General features: G+C 45.6%; 19 protein-coding genes. 12 read left to right on the forward strand and 7 right to left on the reverse strand.

Going from position 1 to position 18,667, the window contains the following annotated elements; genetic code table 11:
- Positions 1-20 precede the first annotated feature (20 nt).
- From SO_RS10650 to SO_RS10670, 5 genes are read left to right on the forward strand one after another with little or no spacing between them, the layout of a single operon-like run.
- A complete protein-coding gene (locus SO_RS10650; RefSeq protein WP_011072315.1) occupies positions 21-1,961 on the forward strand; it encodes a methyl-accepting chemotaxis protein in 1,941 nt (646 codons plus the stop codon).
- Entirely contained in the window at positions 1,930-2,511 is a 582-nt protein-coding gene (locus SO_RS10655; RefSeq protein ID WP_202950651.1) for a chemotaxis protein CheW, read from the forward strand. The genes SO_RS10650 and SO_RS10655 overlap by 32 nt, the downstream gene beginning before the upstream one ends.
- The gene (locus SO_RS10660) at positions 2,508-3,335 is read left to right on the forward strand and encodes a CheR family methyltransferase (RefSeq protein WP_011072317.1); all 828 of its coding nucleotides are present in this window, start codon (positions 2,508-2,510) and stop codon (positions 3,333-3,335) included. The genes SO_RS10655 and SO_RS10660 overlap by 4 nt, the downstream gene beginning before the upstream one ends.
- 10 nt (positions 3,336-3,345) lie before the next feature.
- Positions 3,346-3,945, forward strand: coding sequence for a chemotaxis protein CheD (locus tag SO_RS10665; RefSeq protein ID WP_238560594.1), 600 nt, complete (start codon positions 3,346-3,348; stop codon positions 3,943-3,945).
- A gap of 19 nt (positions 3,946-3,964) precedes the next feature.
- Positions 3,965-5,035 carry a protein-glutamate methylesterase/protein-glutamine glutaminase gene (locus tag SO_RS10670; RefSeq protein WP_011072319.1) on the forward strand — a complete coding sequence of 357 codons (1,071 nt, stop codon included), beginning with the start codon at positions 3,965-3,967 and terminating at the stop codon, positions 5,033-5,035.
- Positions 5,036-5,080: 45 nt separating this feature from the next.
- Here SO_RS10670 and efp read toward each other — a convergent pair whose 3' ends face one another.
- The 6 genes from efp to SO_RS10700 all read right to left on the reverse strand — a co-directional run bounded on the left by efp (position 5,081) and on the right by SO_RS10700 (position 8,920).
- Complete coding sequence (gene efp / locus SO_RS10675; RefSeq protein ID WP_011072320.1) at positions 5,081-5,641, reverse strand: elongation factor P; 561 nt, start codon at positions 5,639-5,641, stop codon at positions 5,081-5,083.
- A gap of 44 nt (positions 5,642-5,685) precedes the next feature.
- Entirely contained in the window at positions 5,686-6,873 is a 1,188-nt protein-coding gene (gene earP, locus SO_RS10680; RefSeq protein WP_011072321.1) for an elongation factor P maturation arginine rhamnosyltransferase EarP, read from the reverse strand.
- 80 nt (positions 6,874-6,953) lie between these two features.
- Complete coding sequence (gene fldA, locus SO_RS10685) at positions 6,954-7,481, reverse strand: flavodoxin FldA (RefSeq protein ID WP_011072322.1); 528 nt, start codon at positions 7,479-7,481, stop codon at positions 6,954-6,956.
- A gap of 55 nt (positions 7,482-7,536) precedes the next feature.
- Positions 7,537-7,809 (reverse strand): LexA regulated protein, encoded by a 273-nt coding sequence (gene ybfE, locus SO_RS10690; protein WP_011072323.1) that lies wholly within the window; start codon positions 7,807-7,809, stop codon positions 7,537-7,539.
- An 11-nt stretch (positions 7,810-7,820) separates the two neighbouring features.
- Positions 7,821-8,042 (reverse strand): DUF2788 domain-containing protein, encoded by a 222-nt coding sequence (locus SO_RS10695; protein ID WP_011072324.1) that lies wholly within the window; start codon positions 8,040-8,042, stop codon positions 7,821-7,823.
- A 101-nt stretch (positions 8,043-8,143) separates the two neighbouring features.
- The gene (locus SO_RS10700) at positions 8,144-8,920 is read right to left on the reverse strand and encodes an alpha/beta fold hydrolase (protein WP_011072325.1); all 777 of its coding nucleotides are present in this window, start codon (positions 8,918-8,920) and stop codon (positions 8,144-8,146) included.
- 296 nt (positions 8,921-9,216) lie between these two features.
- Here SO_RS10700 and seqA point away from each other — a divergent pair, with 296 nt between their 5' ends.
- Both seqA and pgm read left to right on the forward strand, forming a co-directional pair.
- Positions 9,217-9,768 (forward strand): replication initiation negative regulator SeqA, encoded by a 552-nt coding sequence (gene seqA / locus SO_RS10705; protein WP_011072326.1) that lies wholly within the window; start codon positions 9,217-9,219, stop codon positions 9,766-9,768.
- Between the two features lie 70 nt (positions 9,769-9,838).
- On the forward strand, positions 9,839-11,491 hold the full coding sequence (gene pgm, locus SO_RS10710) for a phosphoglucomutase (alpha-D-glucose-1,6-bisphosphate-dependent) (RefSeq protein ID WP_011072327.1): 1,653 nt from the start codon (positions 9,839-9,841) through the stop codon (positions 11,489-11,491).
- Positions 11,492-11,601: 110 nt separating this feature from the next.
- On the opposite strand, the gene msrA is transcribed toward pgm, so the two are convergent.
- Positions 11,602-12,081, reverse strand: a complete 480-nt coding sequence (msrA, locus tag SO_RS10715) for a peptide-methionine (S)-S-oxide reductase MsrA (RefSeq protein WP_011072328.1) — start codon at positions 12,079-12,081, stop codon at positions 11,602-11,604.
- Positions 12,082-12,359: 278 nt separating this feature from the next.
- Here msrA and astE point away from each other — a divergent pair, with 278 nt between their 5' ends.
- The 5 genes from astE to nadA all read left to right on the forward strand — a co-directional run bounded on the left by astE (position 12,360) and on the right by nadA (position 18,541).
- On the forward strand, positions 12,360-13,394 hold the full coding sequence (gene astE, locus SO_RS10720) for a succinylglutamate desuccinylase (protein WP_011072329.1): 1,035 nt from the start codon (positions 12,360-12,362) through the stop codon (positions 13,392-13,394).
- Between the two features lie 162 nt (positions 13,395-13,556).
- A complete protein-coding gene (locus SO_RS10725) occupies positions 13,557-14,735 on the forward strand; it encodes a thiamine pyrophosphate-dependent dehydrogenase E1 component subunit alpha (RefSeq protein WP_011072330.1) in 1,179 nt (392 codons plus the stop codon).
- A gap of 3 nt (positions 14,736-14,738) precedes the next feature.
- Positions 14,739-15,716 carry an alpha-ketoacid dehydrogenase subunit beta gene (locus SO_RS10730; protein WP_011072331.1) on the forward strand — a complete coding sequence of 326 codons (978 nt, stop codon included), beginning with the start codon at positions 14,739-14,741 and terminating at the stop codon, positions 15,714-15,716.
- A gap of 9 nt (positions 15,717-15,725) precedes the next feature.
- Positions 15,726-17,333 (forward strand): dihydrolipoyllysine-residue acetyltransferase, encoded by a 1,608-nt coding sequence (locus SO_RS10735; protein ID WP_011072332.1) that lies wholly within the window; start codon positions 15,726-15,728, stop codon positions 17,331-17,333.
- 134 nt (positions 17,334-17,467) lie between these two features.
- On the forward strand, positions 17,468-18,541 hold the full coding sequence (gene nadA / locus SO_RS10740; protein ID WP_011072333.1) for a quinolinate synthase NadA: 1,074 nt from the start codon (positions 17,468-17,470) through the stop codon (positions 18,539-18,541).
- Positions 18,542-18,667 lie beyond the last annotated feature (126 nt).

Below are 18,667 nucleotides of genomic sequence, written 5' to 3' on the forward strand. Positions count from 1 at the left end.
GTTGAAAAGGAATATTGACTATGTTTAAAAAACTGACGCTCAGCATGCAGATTTCTGGCGGTTATGCATTGGTATTATTACTCTTGGTCGTAATTTCATTGGCCGCCTATTTCGGGCTGACGAAAGCCATTAACGGCTTTAGTGATTATCGTGCTCTGGCTCGCGACTCTAATATGGCCGGTAGGGTCCAAGCAAATATGCTAACGATTCAAATCCAAGCATATGATTATATTTTTCAAAAGAAAGAATCAGCCTACAAAGTATTTAATGAGCGTAACGTTATCGTTAATGACATTATTCAAAAGGCAATGACAGATATTAATGATCCTGAATTAAGTCAGCAAATTTCTGATATTCGTAAAGATATTGTCGATTACAACAGTTATTTTGAGTCGGTAGTGAAATTGATTAAATCTCGAAATGATGAAGTCACTAACGTGCTAGTGCCTAATGGCTCTGAAGTTGTAAAACTGATTTCTGACGCCATGCATCAATCCTTTAATAAAGGGCAAATTGAGGTGGCTTACCGAGCGGGTTCAGTACTCGAATCAGTGCTGAGCGCTCGGTTAGCGGCATCAAAATTCCTTGAGACAAATTTAGATGCGGATTTACAGCAAGCGTTGATGGCGATTGATTTAGCGAAGGGTGAGCGGCTTTCTGCATTAAAAGCTGCGGCAACAGATCTCGATACACAATCAAAATTAGTCCAATTTACAAGCAGCATTGACAATTATGCGTCCTCGTTAAAGTCGGTTTATAACACGATTAACGAACGAAACGACATTGTCAAAAATCAACTCGACCGCATCGGTCTTGACGTGTCTCGCCAAACAGAAGATATCAAATTAACTATCCAAAAAAGACAAGACGCCCTTGGTCCTTTAGTTAAAGTTCAAAATGAACAGACCCTCACCACCGTCATTAGTGTCTCAATCGCTGCTATTTTTATCGGTATTTTCTTAGCGTGGTTTTTAGTGAAGTTAATTAAAAAGCCATTAGGAGGTGAGCCACGTGATATGGAAACAATCGCTCGTGCAATTGCTAACGGAGATTTAACGATAGAGTTAAAACAACGTGAACAAGCAACCGGTGTTTATAAGGCAATGATAGATATGATAGATAGCCTTACCTCTGTGATCGCTCAAGTTCGAAGTGGTGCTGATAATTTGTCTAGTGCTTCGTCACAGGTTAGTAGTACTGCCCAAAGTCTAAGTCAAGGCGCAACTGAGCAGGCCGCCAGTGTAGAAGAGACAACCAGTGCTGTAGAGGAATTAAATGCGTCAGTACAGCAGAATTCTGAAAATGCGAGAGTAACCAACAATATGGCGACGGTTGCAGCAGAAGAAGCAAGACAAGGTGGAATTGCGGTAGAGCAAACCGTGGCGGCAATGAAGCAAATCGCCGCTAAAATTAGCTTAATTGAGGATATTGCTTATAAAACCAATCTGTTAAGTCTCAATGCGGCCATTGAGGCTGCCCGTGCTGGAGAACATGGTAAAGGCTTTACAGTTGTCGCCTCTGAAGTCAGAAAACTTGCTGAAAACAGTAGTTTAACTGCTCAAGAAATTAATAAACTTGCTAGTGATAGTGTAGGAATAGCTGAAAATGCTGGCCGCCTGATTGCGAATATTGTACCAAATATCCAAAAAACATCTGATTTAGTTCAGGAAATAAGTTCTTCCTCTGAGGAGCAGGCGATAGGGATCAGTCAGATTAATGACTCCATGCTGCAACTGGATAAAGCTACGCAGCAGAATGCATCTGCATCGGAGGAGCTTGCGGCAACATCAGAAGAACTTAATGGTCAAGCTAATCAACTGCTTGATGCTGTGGAGTTTTTTAAGCTTGCCATCAGTAGTGAAAGACCTCATCAAGGCAAATCAACACACATGACAGCTTCTGTACGTAAAACGGCTAAGGCCAAACAGCATGTTGAACGTGCCGATTTCGAACGATTCTGATAGAGGACATATCATGAATCAATTAGTAAATGTGGGGATGACTAATTCCGTGGGAGATATTACCCAATATCTCACCTTTCAATCAGCAAACGACACCTTTGCAATAGGCATTTTAGATGTAAAAGAGATTATTGAAATTGAGGGCATTACACGGGTGCCTATGATGCCTGAATTTTTGTGCGGTATCATTAATTTACGGGGCAAGGTGGTTCCGGTGATTGATTTGTCAAAAAGGCTAGGGCGCCTGACAACGGTTATTTCAAAAAAAAGTTGCATTGTCTTGGTTGAAGTCAGTCACGAGGATGAGCGGCAAACCATAGGTATGTTAGTCGATGAGGTGAATGAAATTCTTGAAATTGATGATGAACATACTCAGCCTCCACCGGATTTTGGCGCCGATCTCCGAGTTGATTTTATTCGCGCGATGGGGCGTGTAGGTGAACATTTTATGATATTGCTTGATATTAATTATGTGCTGTCGGTGGCTGACATCAGTGCAATTAGTCAGCTCAATTTTCGTTCGGCCGAAGATATTGATGAAGCCCTATGAAGTCATCTTTGTTGCCGCTTGAACATGCAGCTTTAACGCAAAGAGATTTTGAGCTCATTAGACAATTTTTATATGAGGAAGCCGGCATATTCTTGAGCGACATTAAAAAGTCATTGGTGGCCAGTCGATTATGTCGACGGCTAAAAGAAACTGGGTATGAAAATTACGGAGATTATTTTGAGTTTGTCAAAAATCACTCCGAGCATAGTGAGTATCATCATTTTATTGATGCCTTGACGACCAATGAAACCTTTTTTTTTCGTGAAATAGAGCATTTTGAATTTGTAAAAAATCTGATAAAAACACATCCGCAAAAAAAAAGCTGGCAGGCATGGTCGGCAGCTTGCTCATCGGGAGAAGAAGCTTACAGTTTGGCCATGTTATTGGCGGATCATTTAGGTATCGATGGCCAGTGGCAGGTGCAAGGTTCAGATATCAGTCAGCGGGTGCTAGCTAAGGCTGAAATGGCGCATTATCCCCTTGAACGTAATGACGGCATTGGCTTTGAGAGATTACAAAAATATTGCCTAAAGGGAATTGGCAAACAAAGTGGCACGTTTTTAATTGATGAAACATTAAAAGCTAAAGTGACGTTTTTTGCGATGAATCTGACTCAATCCTGTGAAAGTGTTGGTATGTGTGACTTAATCTTTATTCGTAATGTGATGATTTATTTCGACACTGTGTCAAAACAACGAGTCATAAACCATGTGCTTAAGCAGTTGAAAGTCGGCGGTTATCTGTTTATTTCACATACCGAATCCTTGATGCACGTAAAACATGGATTAAAACAGATTAAACCTTCAATTTATCAAAGGATTTGATGTGGAAAACATGGCCTTTAACCAAAGAACGGTTGTCATGATTGGCCCTGGTGAGCACTATGTGACCGCAAAAAATGAAGTCATCAAAACGCTATTGGGCTCATGTGTCGCCGTTTGTTTATATGATCCTAAGGCTCAAGTGATTGGGATGAATCACTTTTTATTAGCTGCCGATCGTCGCAAATTTACGCATTTTTTGGATTCACGCGCAGGTTACTATGGTGTACATGCCATGGAGATCTTAATCAATGCCATGTTAAAGCGTGGAGCACAGCGGAAATATTTGCAGAGTAAAATATTTGGAGGCGCGAATGTGTTGTCCTTATGTGCAGACAATATTCTTAATCACTATGATATTGGCGGGATGAATATAGATTTTGTCAGACACTTTTTACAACGCGAACGTATCCCCATAATCAGTGAAGATATAGGTGGCCATTGTGGTCGAGTTATTTATTTTGATCCCACGGATTATTCTGTTTATCGCAGTTTAATCGAGCACAAATATGAAGAAATAGCTTCGCTTCAGGATGAAGAATATCGATATTTTAATCAAGCGAGTGAAGATATCCATTCTTCGGGAGTCCCAGTAGTGATTTGGTCAGATTAGCAGTCATTAAGGAGTGAGTGTGATTAAGGTTGCCATAGTGGATGATTCGGCGGTTGTCAGGCAAGTGCTTAGCAGCATGTTGGAAAATCAACCGGATATTACGCTATTAGGCTGCGCTCGGGATCCTCTTTTTGCTCTCAAGTTATTCGAACAGCAATGGCCTGATGTCATTATTCTCGATATTGAAATGCCAAGAATGGACGGCATTACGTTTTTAAAAAAAGTCATGGCCGAAAAACCAACACCAGTGGTGATTTGCTCAACATTAACTGAGCAAGGGGCTTCAGTAACCATTGCGGCACTTGCCGCTGGGGCGGTGGATATCATTACTAAACCTAAATTAGGTTTGAAGGGATTTTTGGAGGAATCACAAGCTCGTTTACTGCAGGCCATTCGTGCCGCCGCCAAAGCCTCGGTAGCTAAATTGCGTGTTAATGGCTTAGCAAAACCAATGCCTGTTATCGCAAAACACAACGCCGATGTAGTGCTAGCATCAACAAACCATGCGTTAAACCAAACCACAGATCGTGTTGTTGCCCTCGGAACCTCTACGGGCGGAACCCATGCACTTGAATATGTGCTAACGGCGTTGCCCCGCACAAGTGCGGGTATAGTAGTTGTCCAACATATGCCAGAACATTTTACGGCCGCTTTCGCCAGCCGGTTAAATGGGGTATGTGAAATGGAAGTAAAAGAAGCCGAGGATAACGATAGGGTGATGCCGGGGCTCGTGCTTATTGCCAATGGTGGTAAACATATGCTGTTACAACGTAGCGGGGCTCAATATCGTGTTCAACTGAAGGATGGGCCGCTGGTCAGTCGGCATCGCCCCTCGGTTGATGTATTGTTTCGTTCTGTTGCTAATGCTGCAGGTAAAAATGCCTTAGGGGTTATTATGACTGGCATGGGTGACGATGGCGCTCGGGGGTTGCTGGAAATGCATCAGTGCGGAGCCATAACATTGGCGCAGGATGAAGCCAGTTGCGTGGTTTATGGTATGCCAAAAGAAGCGGTCAAACTCGGCGCAGTGAGTCGGCAGGTTGCTCTGGACAATATTGCTGAGGAAATTATCGCTTTTACCAAGCAATAAAAAAGCCAGTGCGGACACTGGCTTTCTTTGACGTAAAAAGGGCGGTTAAACGCGCTTTTTGAATTCGCCAGTACGAGTATCGATTTCGATCTTGTCGCCAACTTTAACAAAGTCAGCCACGCTGATGGTGCCGCCGCCGGTGATAGTTGCAGGCTTCATCACTTTACCTGAAGTATCGCCACGAGCAGACGGCTCAGTGTAGATCACTTCACGTACAATAGTCGTTGGCATTTCAACAGAAATTGCTTTGCCATCGTAGAAAGTTACTTGGCAAGTTTCTTCCATACCGTCAACGATGTAAGCCGCTGCATCACCTAAGTTTTCAGCTTCTACGTCGTATTGGTTGTATTCTGCATCCATGAACACGTACATAGGATCAGCAAAGTAAGAATAAGTACAATCCAGACGATCTAGGATAATATCGTCAATCTTATCTTCACCTTTGAAAGTGGTTTCGGTGCCAGAGTTAAGCAGCAAGTTTTTCAACTTTAACTTAACGATAGCAGCGTTACGGCCAGAACGAGTTGTTTCTGTTTTCTGTACAACCCATGGGCTGCCTTCAAACATGATCACGTTACCTGGACGGACTTCATGAGCAGTTTTCATTACACAATTTCCTATATGTCGATTTTCTATTTCAGCGCAGCATCTTAGCTTTTTTTCACGAATTGAACTAGCCGAGTTGCAAGATCTGCAGCATTTATTGCGTCAATTGGCCATTCTTTAGCATGTTGCAAGAGTGGCAAACTGACAGGATTTAGGTTTTGCCAGTGAGTTTTCACGGCGGATTGCTGACCTTGGCTAAATGCGAAATTCAATTTAGACCAAGTGTCGGCAATATCAGGGGCAAGATTATCGCAGTAAAGTCGGATAAAAGCTTCTAATTTTATGAGATGGTAATCATCTTCTTGCGGATAAATATGCCAAATAAACGGTTTTGCAGCCCATTGCGCCCTTAGAAAGCTGTCTTCACCGCGGACAATGTTAACGTCACAGCTCCATAGTAAGCGATCAAACCCTTGTTGGTCTGTCATCGGCAAAATATGCAGGGTCAAATCCCCAAGCTTAATTTGCTGTCCAGGCATTAACGCGTCTACTGGGCAGGGCAATAGATGCTGCAAACTGTTTAAGCTACGACCTTTGGGGAGCAGCGCATGGATCTTAGCGTCGTTCTTTGCTCTTGCTTGCCAGAGTTCACATAGCGCGGGCAATGAATCGGTTTCATAGCTAAATATGCTAAAGACGCTGTCTTGTGCTTGAATGTCTTTTAAACCAAGACTCTCAAAGAGTTGCAGTTTATTCGCAGGGTCCTGTTGCCATGCATCGCGCTCGGCAAATAGCTCGCGCTCACAGATAAGTCCACCAGTCTTTGGGGTAAACCCAGGAAAGTAGAAATACTTTTTGATGCCGCTTACTTGCATCGACGGTAAACCGTGGCAACCATCAACCCAATCCTCGGCACTTAAATATTCCAAATTTAGCCATAAAGGAACCGCTTGCGGGGCGGTTTTATGGAGCGTAGCCAGTTGCAGCTTCACCTCGTCGGGTAACTCACAGGCAAAGGCTTCAATCAATACCTTACCGGGAAGATATGGAACGGCCAGCGGCGTTGTCCAATGATTGATAATGACGCCGTTAAAACATTGGCTGACGAGTTTTGGATTTAGCGTCGGTAGAATATGCGAAAAACTGTTTAAGTCATCGACCCAAAGGATGATGGGGATGTGATATTCATTCACGAGCTGCTTTGCCAAGCGCCAAGTGACACCGATGTCGCCGTAGTTGTCGACCACTGTACAAAAGATGTCCCAGTGGGACGCGTTGGAGGATGTTGACATGAGATTATCACTTTGGTGGTAACGAGGAGAGCAAACATAAAAAAAGCGGCGTTTAAGCCGCTTTTTCTACAGGAGCTAGCTTAGTCTTCGAGTTCTGCTAAACACATTTCTTCGTAGATTTGCTTAACCCATGCATCAACACGTTCTTCGGTCAATTCAGGTTGACGGTCTTCGTCAATCCCTAAACCGATAAAGTGGTCATCATCCACTAAACCTTTAGACGCTTCGAAGTTGTAACTCGCAGTTGGCCAATGTCCAATGATAATACCACCACGAGCTTGTACGATATCGCCAATCATGCCCATGGCATCAAGGAAATATTCTGCGTAGTCTTCTTGGTCTCCACAACCAAAGATAGCAACCAGTTTGTCTGTAAAATCAATCTGTTCTAACTCAGGGAAAAAGTCATCCCAGTCGCACTGTGCTTCACCGTAATACCAGGTTGGGATCCCGAACAGCAGCAGGTCATATTCTGCGATCTGTTCTTTGGTGCTTTTGGCGATATCTTTCACCTCAACCATTTTCTTACCCAGTTTTTTCTGGATCATCTTGGCGACAGCTTCGGTGTTGCCTGTGTCGCTACCGAAAAAAAGACCTACAGTTGCCATTGTCTATCCTTTATGTCTAGTTCACTTATACGTTAATCTTGCTGCTATTGATTGCTCAGCATTCTATTTTTTGCTGAAGAATTAATTCGATTAACTGGCTTCGGCTGATGTTACTGGCCAACGCCCGCTCATTCAAGGCGTCATATAAATCTTGTGACACCTTTAACTCTATTCGCTTTAATCCTTTGGCTTTATCCCGCTGGATCTGGTTGCGTTTATTGACCTTAAGTTGCTGGCTACGGGACAAAGGATTGCTACGTGGGCGGCCCCGGCGCTTTTCATTGGCAAAAAGGTCAATGGTGGTTCTATCTGTTGCTTCTTTTGCCATGTTCTTATTGTTTAACCGATGCCCGAACCTTCCCAGGACATCTGGATAATACCTTTTGCAATAAACCCGGCGCAGCCGAGAAATAATACTAACCAAACAATAAATCGACCGAATTTCGGTACATTACCTTGTTTTAGCACATCGTGGATGGCCATGCCGATAAAGAAAAAAATCGCGGCAAAAAACAGGTTCAAGCCGAGGGTCTCAATTTGTTCCATATACTGAGATAACATACTTTCTTAGTCCTCTAGAGTGCTCTAAGGCTAAAAGAGGCGCGAATATATCACATCAACAAGGTGTCGGCTATATGATTTAGGTCGAGAATCATTGTCATTTACACCGTGTGTTTGTCAATAAATTCAGACACAATGCGATTGAAGATTGTAGGCTTTTGCGCATGTAGCCAATGGCCACAACCTTCTAATGTTTTTGCTTGTGCCTGCGGGAATTGCCGCAAAATCTCATCACGGTGCGCTGCTGCGACATAGTTTGAATCGCCGCCACGGATAAAAAGGCTCGGACCAGCAAACACTAATTGTGGTTCATTGGGAAGATTGTGCCAACCGATGATATTGGGATAGCCGCTTTTTAAGCCTGTGAGATTCATTTTCCAACGAAAGCCAGTGCCGCTGCGCTGGAGGTTTTTGAGTAAAAATTGTGCTGTCGCATCATCAATGCCAGCGGCTAATAAGTGAGCAAGGGCGAAGCGGCGGTCTGTGTGTCCTTCTAGCGGTAAACTTTCAAGCGCTGCAAAAACTGCATTATGCCGAGGTTGATAGGCGACGGGCGCAATATCGGCCGCAACTAAGCTGATGATTCGATTTGGGTAAGCTAGTGCGGTAGCCATGGCAATTTTTCCGCCCATGGAATGGCCTACGATATGGACACGCTCAAGCTCGAGCTCATCGAGTAAATCCACCATGGCCTTGGCTAAGCTAGGGTAATCCATTTGTTGCCTATGTTCACTTAAGCCGTGATTAGGCACATCAACACGGATGACTTGATGATGGGCTTCGAGCGCTTGGCCTAATCCTTTAAGATTATCTAAATTGCCAAAAAGTCCATGGATAAGGAGGATTGCTTCTCCCTGACCTGTGGATACATAATTCATGGAATTGCCTGTGCTGTGGTGCCTAACGTTGTGCGAATTGTGCCTTGTATGCTTTAAGTTTGACAAGTCTTGCGGCGGTTTCGGATGATATTTGTGCCGAACTTGCTGGCTTTTTCAGCGATTAACATACTTGTGCTAATTTGATGTGCGATTTCACTCATTTTTAGATTAATGATGCTTTATCAGATTGATAGAGATAGATACACTGGGGTAACGATCGAACAGATCCTTTGCGAGGATCGTTTGTGGTGCATTTTTTCGGTTATGCCTATCGAATAACAAAGGATAATAAGGTTATGAAATACATCGAAGTGGATGAAGAGCTCTATCGTCATATTGCCAGCAAAACGGAACGTATTGGTGAGAGCGCCTCTGACATTCTCCGTCGATTACTCGGCCTGTCCGTCGATACGGTTGAACAGGCACAGCCACAGGCTATCAGCCAACCGAGCTTAGAGGCTGCAACGCCTGAACCACAATTTGTGCCACAAGTCGAAACTTTTGTCGCTGCAGCTGATTTTCATCAATTGGTGGATGAACATAAGTTGGAACAGCAAAAAGGTGCGGTGGGGCGATTCTTATTTTTGCTCGAGAGCTTGTATCAACTGAACAAAACGCAGTTTGCACAAATCTTACAGATCCAAGGGCGCGATCGTCTTTACTTTGCGCGCTCCCGTGAGGAGTTACTCAAGGCCAGCGCCACTGCAAATCCGAAGGAAATTGGCCAAACGGGTTTTTGGGTAACGACCAACAACAATACTGCGAAAAAGCGGGCCATTTTAGCCGAGGCTTTGGTGCAATTTGGCTGCGATGCTGAAATCGCCAACGGCATTGCCGAACGCGTATAACGACTTATCGACGCCGCAATGATGCGGCGTTTCCATTTTATTAACCGATTTTCCAGTAGGAGAGGATCAGGTGGCAATACATCAACGGGCAGGGCAAATCGCGAGTCAGATGGATCTGGTGAATATTCCAAAGCTGATGAGCCATTATTACAGCATTAAACCCAATATGGATGCTGCGGAGCAGCGTGTCACATTTGGCACTTCTGGGCACCGTGGAACGGCGTTTCAAGGCAGTTTTAACCAAGATCATATTTGGGCGATTACTCAAGCCGTGGTTGATTATCGGCAATCGGTGAATATCGAAGGGCCACTCTTTTTAGGTATTGATACCCACGCCTTATCTTATGCCGCCTATGTATCGGCAATTGAAGTGTTGGCAGCCAACAAGGTGACGGTGTATATCCAGCAAAATGATGGTTTTACGCCAACACCTGTGGTGTCCCACGCCATTATTTGCGCTAACCACGCCGCGGCACAAAATGGTGCACTCTTAAGTGATGGCCTCATTATAACGCCGTCCCATAATCCGCCGCAGGATGGTGGGATTAAATACAATCCACCCCACGGTGGTCCTGCAGAAGGCAATATCACCGCGTGGATTGAATCCCGTGCCAATGATTACCTGCGCGCTGCGCTCAAGGGCGTCAATAAGCTCGCTTATGCAGATGCATTGGCTTCGGGTTATGTGCATGCTATTGATTTAATCACGCCCTATGTGGCGGATTTAGAAAATGTCGTCGACATGCACGCCATTGCTAAGGCTAACCTCAAGCTAGGTGTTGATCCACTAGGCGGTTCGGGTATCCATTATTGGGCGCCGATTGCCAAGCACTATGGCATCGATATCACCTTAGTAAATGATAAAGTCGACCCAAGTTTTAGCTTTATGTCACTGGATAAGGACGGCAAGATCCGCATGGATTGCTCATCGCCCTATGCAATGGCGGGGTTACTGGCCCATAAAGAGTCCTTCGATTTATGCGTGGGTAATGACCCTGACTACGACAGACATGGTATTGTGTGTCCGGGCACTGGGCTTATGGACCCCAACCACTATTTAGCGGTGGCGATTGATTATCTGCTAACCCATCGACCAGAGTGGAGCGATAGCTTAGCCATTGGTAAGACATTGGTATCAAGCGCACTTATCGACAAGATTTGTGTCTTTCACGGTAAAAAATTGCTCGAAGTGCCCGTTGGCTTTAAGTGGTTTGTCGATGGCTTAGCCGAGGCGACCATTGCCTTTGGTGGTGAGGAGAGTGCGGGCGCCGCCTTCCTGCGTCGCGACGGCACGACTTGGTGTACCGACAAAGACGGTTTTATTTTAGTACTGCTCGCTGCCGAAATGCTTGCGGTCACGGGCAAAACGCCAGGACAACGTCATCAAGAGTTAGTCGCGCAGTTCGGCCAAAGCTTTTATAAGCGTATCGACAGCCCAATTAGCCTTGAAAACAAAGCTAAGTTTGCAAAACTCAATGCGGATACCTTAAACGCAACTATGCTTGCAGGTGAGAAAATTGAGGCCGTATTGACCCACGCACCGGGCAACAATGCTTCAATTGGTGGCATTAAAGTGACGACGACAAATGGTTGGTTCGCAGCGCGACCATCGGGCACTGAGGCGTTATTTAAGATTTACGGTGAGAGCTTTATCAGCGAGCAGCATTTAGCTGAGATTATTAAAGACGCACAAGCGTTGATCGATAAAGCACTTAGCGCTTAATTTAGCGTTTGAACGATAAAAAAACGTACTCATGTTATATCGTGAGTGCGTTTTTTATTTTGATGTCGTTTTAAGGGGAAGTCGGTGTCACTTAAACTGAATTCCTAAGCTTAGTACTCGAGATGACAACTTGGTAAGTTGTTCTTATCGATGTAGTTTTGATGATATTCCTCAGCCACATGGAATTGCTGTAACGGCACAATCTCAGTGACGATATGACGCAAGCCCCAACGTCCCGAGCGGGCAAAGGCCAATTTTGAGGCTTCTGCCGCGGCTTTTTGTTCGCGATCATGGAAGAAAATCGTACTGCGATACTGAGTGCCGATATCGCCGCCCTGCATATTGAGGGTTGTGGGATTGTGGTTTTTCCAAAACACCTCGAGTAATTCATCGTAGCTGACGATGGTTGGATCAAATTCTACTTGCACGACTTCGGCATGGCCTGTCTTGCCTTTTTTGACTTCTTCATAGGTGGTTACTTCATTATTACCGCCCATGTAGCCGCAGGTCGCGTTGGTCACACCGTTGACTTGTCTAAAGAAATACTCAACGCCCCAAAAACAGCCGGCACCGAAAGTTGCTAACGCCATGATAAATCCAAATAGAAGTCTAGATGGCTAAGGATTGTGATGAAACTCATTTAGAAAAGCAAGTGTACTGATTAAATTAATCTGCTGTTAGGTAAGACACGATAGATGCTAAGGTTTTACCGACAAATGCGCTTGTTTGACCAGAATGTCCGAGATAAGGCCTAAAAACTTGTGTTAGTATTGATGCGCTTTTTAAGGTGGGTAGTGATAAGTGCAATGAAACATTCAGTTATTGCCAACATAACTTGCCTTTAACACGCCATTATAAGGAGAATTCTGTGTTACAAGCTCTGTTAGATTCGAAGGATTTTCTCGCGCTGACCCTCGCCAATCCACAAACCCTCGGCGATGAGTTTAGTTTCACCTTAGGGGAACATACTCGGGTTAATGTGTGGGATACGGGCGTAATTGTTTTTGAACCAGCACAACCCCAAGGTAAGGATGTTATTCTCTCCTGCGGTGTCCACGGTAATGAAACCGCCCCCATTGAACTCTGCAACACCTTAATCAAACAGCTTCTCCAACAAAAAATCATCGCCAAACAACGCACACTCTTCCTGATCGGCAATCCTCTAGCCATTAATAATGGCACCCGTATTATCGATGAAAATATGAATCGTCTGTTTAGTGGTGAGCACTCTAATCCCCCTGGGTTAGTTAATCCTGAGCGGCTGCGGGCGAAAAAACTGGAAACCTATGTAGACCGTTTTTTTAAAGCCGCAGCCGCTGGGCGCCAGCGTATTCACTATGATTTACATACTGCAATGCGGGCGTCAAAGCATGAAAAGTTTGCGATTTATCCCTATCGTCCCGGTCGCGCTTATAGCGCAGAACAGATCATGTTTTTAGCGGCCAGCGGCGTGGATACCGTGTTGTTTCACCATGAGCCGACAACTACTTTTAGTTATTTTTCTTCCGAGCAGTATGGCGCAGACGCTTTTACCATTGAGTTAGGTAAGGTGTATCCCATGGGACAAAACGATATGACACGTTTTATTGCTGCCCAAGAAATGTTTACTCGCCTTATCACCGACAAACCCTTGCAGCTTGAGTCATTCTCCACGGATAAAGTGAATCTGTATCAAGTGTGCCGGGTGATTAACAAACATTTCGATGATTTTGAATTTACCTTCGCAACCGATGTCGAAAACTTCAGAGCTTTTCCTAAAGGTTTTGTCTTAGCCCGTGAGGGGGGGCAAGAAATTAAAGTAGAACAAGAGGTTGAATCTATTGTATTCCCTAATGCCAAGGTGCCCATTGGCAATCGAACCGTGATTTGTCTGATCCCCTCAGTTGCGCCGGATGTTCGTTAAGTTTGTAAAGCAATATATACATGCAAATTGGGGATTAGTTGTCATTTGAACTGTGCCAACGGTTGATAGGTAGTTTACGTTAACGTAATGTTCATCCGGCATATTCGTATAAATTAGGCACTGCGGACCTTCTGCAGCGTAACGAGATAACAAGAGCACAATATGAGCAAAGCAACACTCAACACTGATACAGTGCACCGTGTCGGCTTCTTGGATAAGGCATCGCTTCACATTCCTATCCTTCGAATTCTACAAGCAGACGGCACTACCTATGAAACCGCGGTTTTGCCTGTAATAGATGAAGCCTTAGCCATCAAAATTTACGATACTTGCGTGTTTACGCGGGTACTCGACGAACGTATGTTAGGCGCCCAGCGTCAGGGACGGATCAGCTTCTATATGACCTGTACGGGTGAAGAAGCAGCGATCGTCGGCAGTGTCGCGGCACTCGACCCTGAGGATGTGATCCTCGCGCAATATCGTGAACATGCGGCGCTGCGTTACCGTGGCTTTACCACTGAGCAGTTTATGAACCAAATGTTCAGTAACGAAAAGGACTTAGGTAAAGGTCGCCAAATGCCTATTCACTACGGCTGCGCGGCGCTGAACTATCAAACCATTTCATCGCCACTCGCCACTCAAATTCCGCAGGCTACAGGTGTCGGCTATAGCTTAAAAATGCAAGGCAAGCGCAATGTCGCTGTTTGCTATTTTGGTGAAGGTGCTGCGTCGGAAGGCGATTTTCACGCCGGTTTGAATATGGCGGCGGTATTAAAATGCCCAGTGATATTCTTCTGCCGTAACAATGGTTATGCCATTTCTACCCCAACGGAAGAGCAATTTGCCGGTAACGGCATCGCCAGTCGTGGCGTGGGTTACGGCATGCACACCATTCGCGTCGACGGCAATGATATGCTGGCAGTTTTGGCTGCAACTCAACAAGCTCGTGCCTATGCGATTGAGCACAACGCGCCAGTATTGATTGAGGCCATGACTTACCGCCTTGGCGCTCACTCCTCTTCAGACGACCCATCTGGCTATCGTTCAAAAGAAGAAGAGGCTAAATGGCAACAACACGATCCGGTAAAACGCTTCAAGTTGTGGCTGATTAACAAAGGCTGGTTGGCCGAAGCCGATGATGCCCAGCGTTACGAAAAGTACCGTGAAGAAGTGCTCGCCGCCGTTAAAGTCGCCGAGAAGCTGCCTATCCCCATGTTGGATGAGATTATTGAAGATGTGTATGACAAACCAACGCCGGCGCTTAAAAAGCAACTGAGCGAGCTCAAAGAACACATCAAGAAATATCCGCAATCCTATCCCAAAAGTGCAGGGAGGCTATAAGCCGTGGCAGAAATGAATATGTTACAGGCCGTCAATGAGGCCTTGTCGATTGCAATGCAAGCCGATGAACGCATGGTGGTGTTTGGTGAAGACGTCGGCCATTTTGGCGGCGTGTTTCGCGCCACCTCTGGTCTTCAAGAAAAATTCGGTCGCGCTCGCTGCTTTAACACGCCATTGACTGAGCAAGGTATTGCGGGTTTTGCCAACGGGTTAGCCTCCAATGGTATGACCGCCGTGGCGGAAATCCAGTTTGCTGATTACATCTTCCCAGCGTTTGATCAGATTGTAAACGAGTCGGCTAAATTCCGTTACCGCAGCGGTAATGAGTTTAATGTGGGAAGCCTTGTGTTCCGCACGCCCTATGGTGGCGGTATTGCAGGTGGTCACTATCACTCACAATCGCCAGAAGCCTACTTTACCCAAACCCCTGGCTTAAAAGTGGTTGTGCCGCGTAATCCTGCGCAGGCCAAAGGGTTATTGCTTGCTTCGATTCGTGATAAAAACCCAGTGGTGTTCTTCGAGCCTAAGCGTTTATACCGCGCCTCTGTGGGTGACGTGCCCGCTGGCGATTATGAAATTGAGCTAGGTAAAGCCGAGGTGTTACGCGAAGGTAAGGACATCACGTTAGTGGCGTGGGGCGCGCAGATGGAAATCATCGAGAAAGCGGCCGATATGGCGGCTAAAGAGGGCATTTCCTGCGAAATTATTGACCTACGTACACTCGCACCATGGGATGTGAATACAGTTGCGGATTCAGTGAAGAAAACGGGGCGACTGCTCGTTAACCACGAAGCGCCATTAACCGGTGGATTTGCTGGTGAAATTGCGGCGACGATCCAACAGGAGTGCTTCTTGTATTTAGAATCACCCATCAGCCGTGTATGTGGTTTAGATACGCCATATCCACTGGTTCACGAAAAAGAATATATGCCCGATGCGCTCAAAACATTTGAAGCCATCAAAGCATCAGTGAACTTCTAGGAGTCCGGTATGATTAAAGATTTTATTTTGCCGGACATTGGTGAAGGCGTTGTCGAGTGCGAATTAGTCGAATGGTTGGTGAAAGAGGGCGATACGATTGTTGAAGATCAACCCATCGCCGATGTGATGACTGACAAAGCCTTAGTGCAAATTCCTGCGCCATTTGCTGGTGTAGTCACTAAGCTATATTACGCTAAAGGTGATATTGCTAAGGTGCATGCGCCGCTTTATGCCGTTCAAATTGAGGCGGAAGAACCGTCGAGTCAAGTCGCACCTCAAACCGTCGAACACTCGGCACCAAACCAAGCTGCAATCAGTGCTGCTAGCAGCAGTATTGAACAGTTTCTGCTGCCCGATATTGGCGAAGGTATTGTTGAGTGCGAGCTGGTCGAGTGGCTAGTGCAAGAGGGCGATATTGTGGTTGAAGATCAACCTATCGCCGATGTGATGACAGATAAAGCCTTAGTGCAAATCCCTGCGATTAAAGCGGGTAAAATTGTCAAATTACATTATCGCAAGGGACAGCTTGCCAAAGTTCATGCGCCTTTATACGCGATTGAAGTCGAAGGTGGTGTAATTCCCGCTGTTTCTGCTCATGAGACGACGAATGTCGCTGTAGCTAATACCGCAACGTCAGCGGCTTGTGCAACAGCAAGCGTATCACAAGAACCCGCTCGCCAAGGTAAAGCCCTCGCCAGTCCCGCGGTGCGCCGTATGGCTCGAGCTTTAGATATCGATCTTAGTCGTGTCCCTGGTAGTGGTAAACATGGGCGTGTGTATAAAGAAGATATTTCTCGCTTCCAAGCGCAGGGCAGCGCGACGCCTGTGGTTGCGCCTGTGGCCACTGCGTCGACTCAACAATCAAGTGTGACTCAATCAGCCGTGCCTATCACAGTGGCGAGTGCAGCCCGTGCCGATATCGTTGAGCCAATCCGTGGTGTAAAAGCGGTGATGGCTAAGTTGATGGTGGAATCGGTGTCAACCATTCCTCACTTTACTTATTGTGAGGAGTTTGATTTAACTGATTTAGTCGCCTTGCGTGAAAGCATGAAGGCTAAATATTCCTCCGATGAAGTCAAGTTGACCATGATGCCATTCTTTATGAAGGCCATGTCGTTAGCCTTAACACAGTTCCCTGTGCTCAATAGCCAAGTGAATGCCGATTGCACTGAAATCACCTACAAGGCACGCCATAACATTGGTATGGCAGTTGATTCTAAAGTGGGATTGTTAGTGCCAAATGTGAAGGATGTACAAGACAAAAGCATTCTTGAGGTGGCTGCTGAGATCACACGCTTAACCAATGCCGCGCGGAGTGGTCGTGTGGCGCCAGCGGATCTTAAAGAAGGCACCATCTCGATTTCAAACATTGGTGCTTTAGGCGGAACTGTTGCGACGCCAATTATCAATAAGCCAGAGGTAGCGATTGTTGCGCTTGGTAAGTTGCAAACCTTGCCGCGCTTTAATGCCAAAGGTGAGGTGGAAGCGCGTCAGATTATGCAAGTGAGTTGGTCAGGGGATCATCGCGTCATTGATGGTGGCACGATTGCCCGTTTCTGTAATCTTTGGAAACAATACCTTGAACAACCACAGGATATGCTGTTAGCCATGCGCTAAACCCATTTACAGTCTATTCATAAACGACAAGGACGCAATTTTGCGTCCTTTTTTATCAGAGTTTCACAAATGGGTTAATCTTTTGAGCTCAATTACGTATAATTCCCGGACGTTGTTATCCTGATGGATTTGTTATGAGCTCCAGCTTATTTGCCCCAACAATCGAAACCATAGATTATCCATTTCCGCCAAAACCTGTGCCGCTATCTGATGCACAAAAGGCTGATTATAAGGCACGTATCAAGCAACTGCTGATTGAAAAAGATGCGGTATTAGTTGCCCATTATTATACCGACCCTGAAATTCAAGCACTTGCTGAAGAAACCGGTGGCTGTGTTTCTGATTCCCTCGAAATGGCGCGCTTTGGCCGCGATCACCCAGCAAAAACCTTAATCGTAGCTGGGGTGAAGTTTATGGGGGAAACAGCTAAAATTTTAAGCCCTGAAAAAACCATCCTAATGCCGACCCTTGAAGCAACTTGTTCATTGGATTTAGGTTGCCCCATCGATAAATTCAGCGCCTTCTGTGACGCCCATCCAGATCATACCGTGGTGGTTTATGCCAATACTTCTGCAGCCGTAAAAGCCCGTGCCGATTGGGTAGTGACATCGAGCATTGCCCTTGAAATCGTTGAACACTTAGACAGTGAAGGCAAAAAAATCATTTGGGGTCCAGACCGCCACTTAGGCAGTTATATTGCCAAACAAACGGGCGCCGAAATGCTAATGTGGCAGGGCGACTGTATTGTACATGATGAGTTTAAAGCGAACGCCCTGCGTGATCTGAAAAGCGTCTACCCAGATGCGGCTATTCTTGTTCATCCAGAATCACCAGCCAGCGTAGTTGCTATGGCTGATGCCGTTGGTTCAACCAGTCAGTTAATTAAAGCTGCGCAAACCATGCCCAATGAGCGTTTTATTGTGGCGACCGATCGCGGTATTTTCTACAAAATGCAGCAAGCAGCACCGGGCAAAACCTTAATCGAAGCGCCGACCGGCGGTAATGGTGCTACCTGTAAGAGCTGCGCTCACTGTCCTTGGATGGCGATGAACGGCTTAAAGGCTATTGAAGCGTCATTAAGTAATAGCGACAAAACGACTCACGAGATCTTTGTCGATGAAGATTTGCGAGTGAAAGCCTTAATTCCGCTGACGCGTATGCTCGATTTTGCGAAGACGCTCAATATGAAAGTGAAGGGCAATGCCTAAGCGCTTTGAGCTCTACACTGAGAGTTTACATCAATATCCCCGCAATACGGGGATATTTTTTAATCACAGTTTTCATGTTGCAAATAACAAAAGGTAGTGTTCATAATTCTGTGTCATTTCAGTAAA

The sequence above is a fragment of the Shewanella oneidensis MR-1 genome, assembly GCF_000146165.2.
GTDB classification, from domain to species: domain Bacteria; phylum Pseudomonadota; class Gammaproteobacteria; order Enterobacterales; family Shewanellaceae; genus Shewanella; species Shewanella oneidensis.

Coding starts and splice junctions, on each gene's coding strand:
- nadA (WP_011072333.1), top strand. CDS start 17,468: ATGAGCTCCAGCTTATTTGCCCCAACAATCGAAACCATAGATTATCCA.
- SO_RS10650 (WP_011072315.1), top strand. CDS start 21: ATGTTTAAAAAACTGACGCTCAGCATGCAGATTTCTGGCGGTTATGCA.
- SO_RS10735 (WP_011072332.1), top strand. CDS start 15,726: ATGATTAAAGATTTTATTTTGCCGGACATTGGTGAAGGCGTTGTCGAG.
- SO_RS10665 (WP_238560594.1), top strand. CDS start 3,346: ATGGCCTTTAACCAAAGAACGGTTGTCATGATTGGCCCTGGTGAGCAC.
- SO_RS10725 (WP_011072330.1), top strand. CDS start 13,557: ATGAGCAAAGCAACACTCAACACTGATACAGTGCACCGTGTCGGCTTC.
- efp (WP_011072320.1), bottom strand. CDS start 5,641: ATGAAAACTGCTCATGAAGTCCGTCCAGGTAACGTGATCATGTTTGAA.
- earP (WP_011072321.1), bottom strand. CDS start 6,873: ATGTCAACATCCTCCAACGCGTCCCACTGGGACATCTTTTGTACAGTG.
- fldA (WP_011072322.1), bottom strand. CDS start 7,481: ATGGCAACTGTAGGTCTTTTTTTCGGTAGCGACACAGGCAACACCGAA.
- ybfE (WP_011072323.1), bottom strand. CDS start 7,809: ATGGCAAAAGAAGCAACAGATAGAACCACCATTGACCTTTTTGCCAAT.
- SO_RS10700 (WP_011072325.1), bottom strand. CDS start 8,920: ATGAATTATGTATCCACAGGTCAGGGAGAAGCAATCCTCCTTATCCAT.
- SO_RS10695 (WP_011072324.1), bottom strand. CDS start 8,042: ATGTTATCTCAGTATATGGAACAAATTGAGACCCTCGGCTTGAACCTG.
- SO_RS10660 (WP_011072317.1), top strand. CDS start 2,508: ATGAAGTCATCTTTGTTGCCGCTTGAACATGCAGCTTTAACGCAAAGA.
- SO_RS10655 (WP_202950651.1), top strand. CDS start 1,930: ATGTTGAACGTGCCGATTTCGAACGATTCTGATAGAGGACATATCATG.
- msrA (WP_011072328.1), bottom strand. CDS start 12,081: ATGGCGTTAGCAACTTTCGGTGCCGGCTGTTTTTGGGGCGTTGAGTAT.
- seqA (WP_011072326.1), top strand. CDS start 9,217: ATGAAATACATCGAAGTGGATGAAGAGCTCTATCGTCATATTGCCAGC.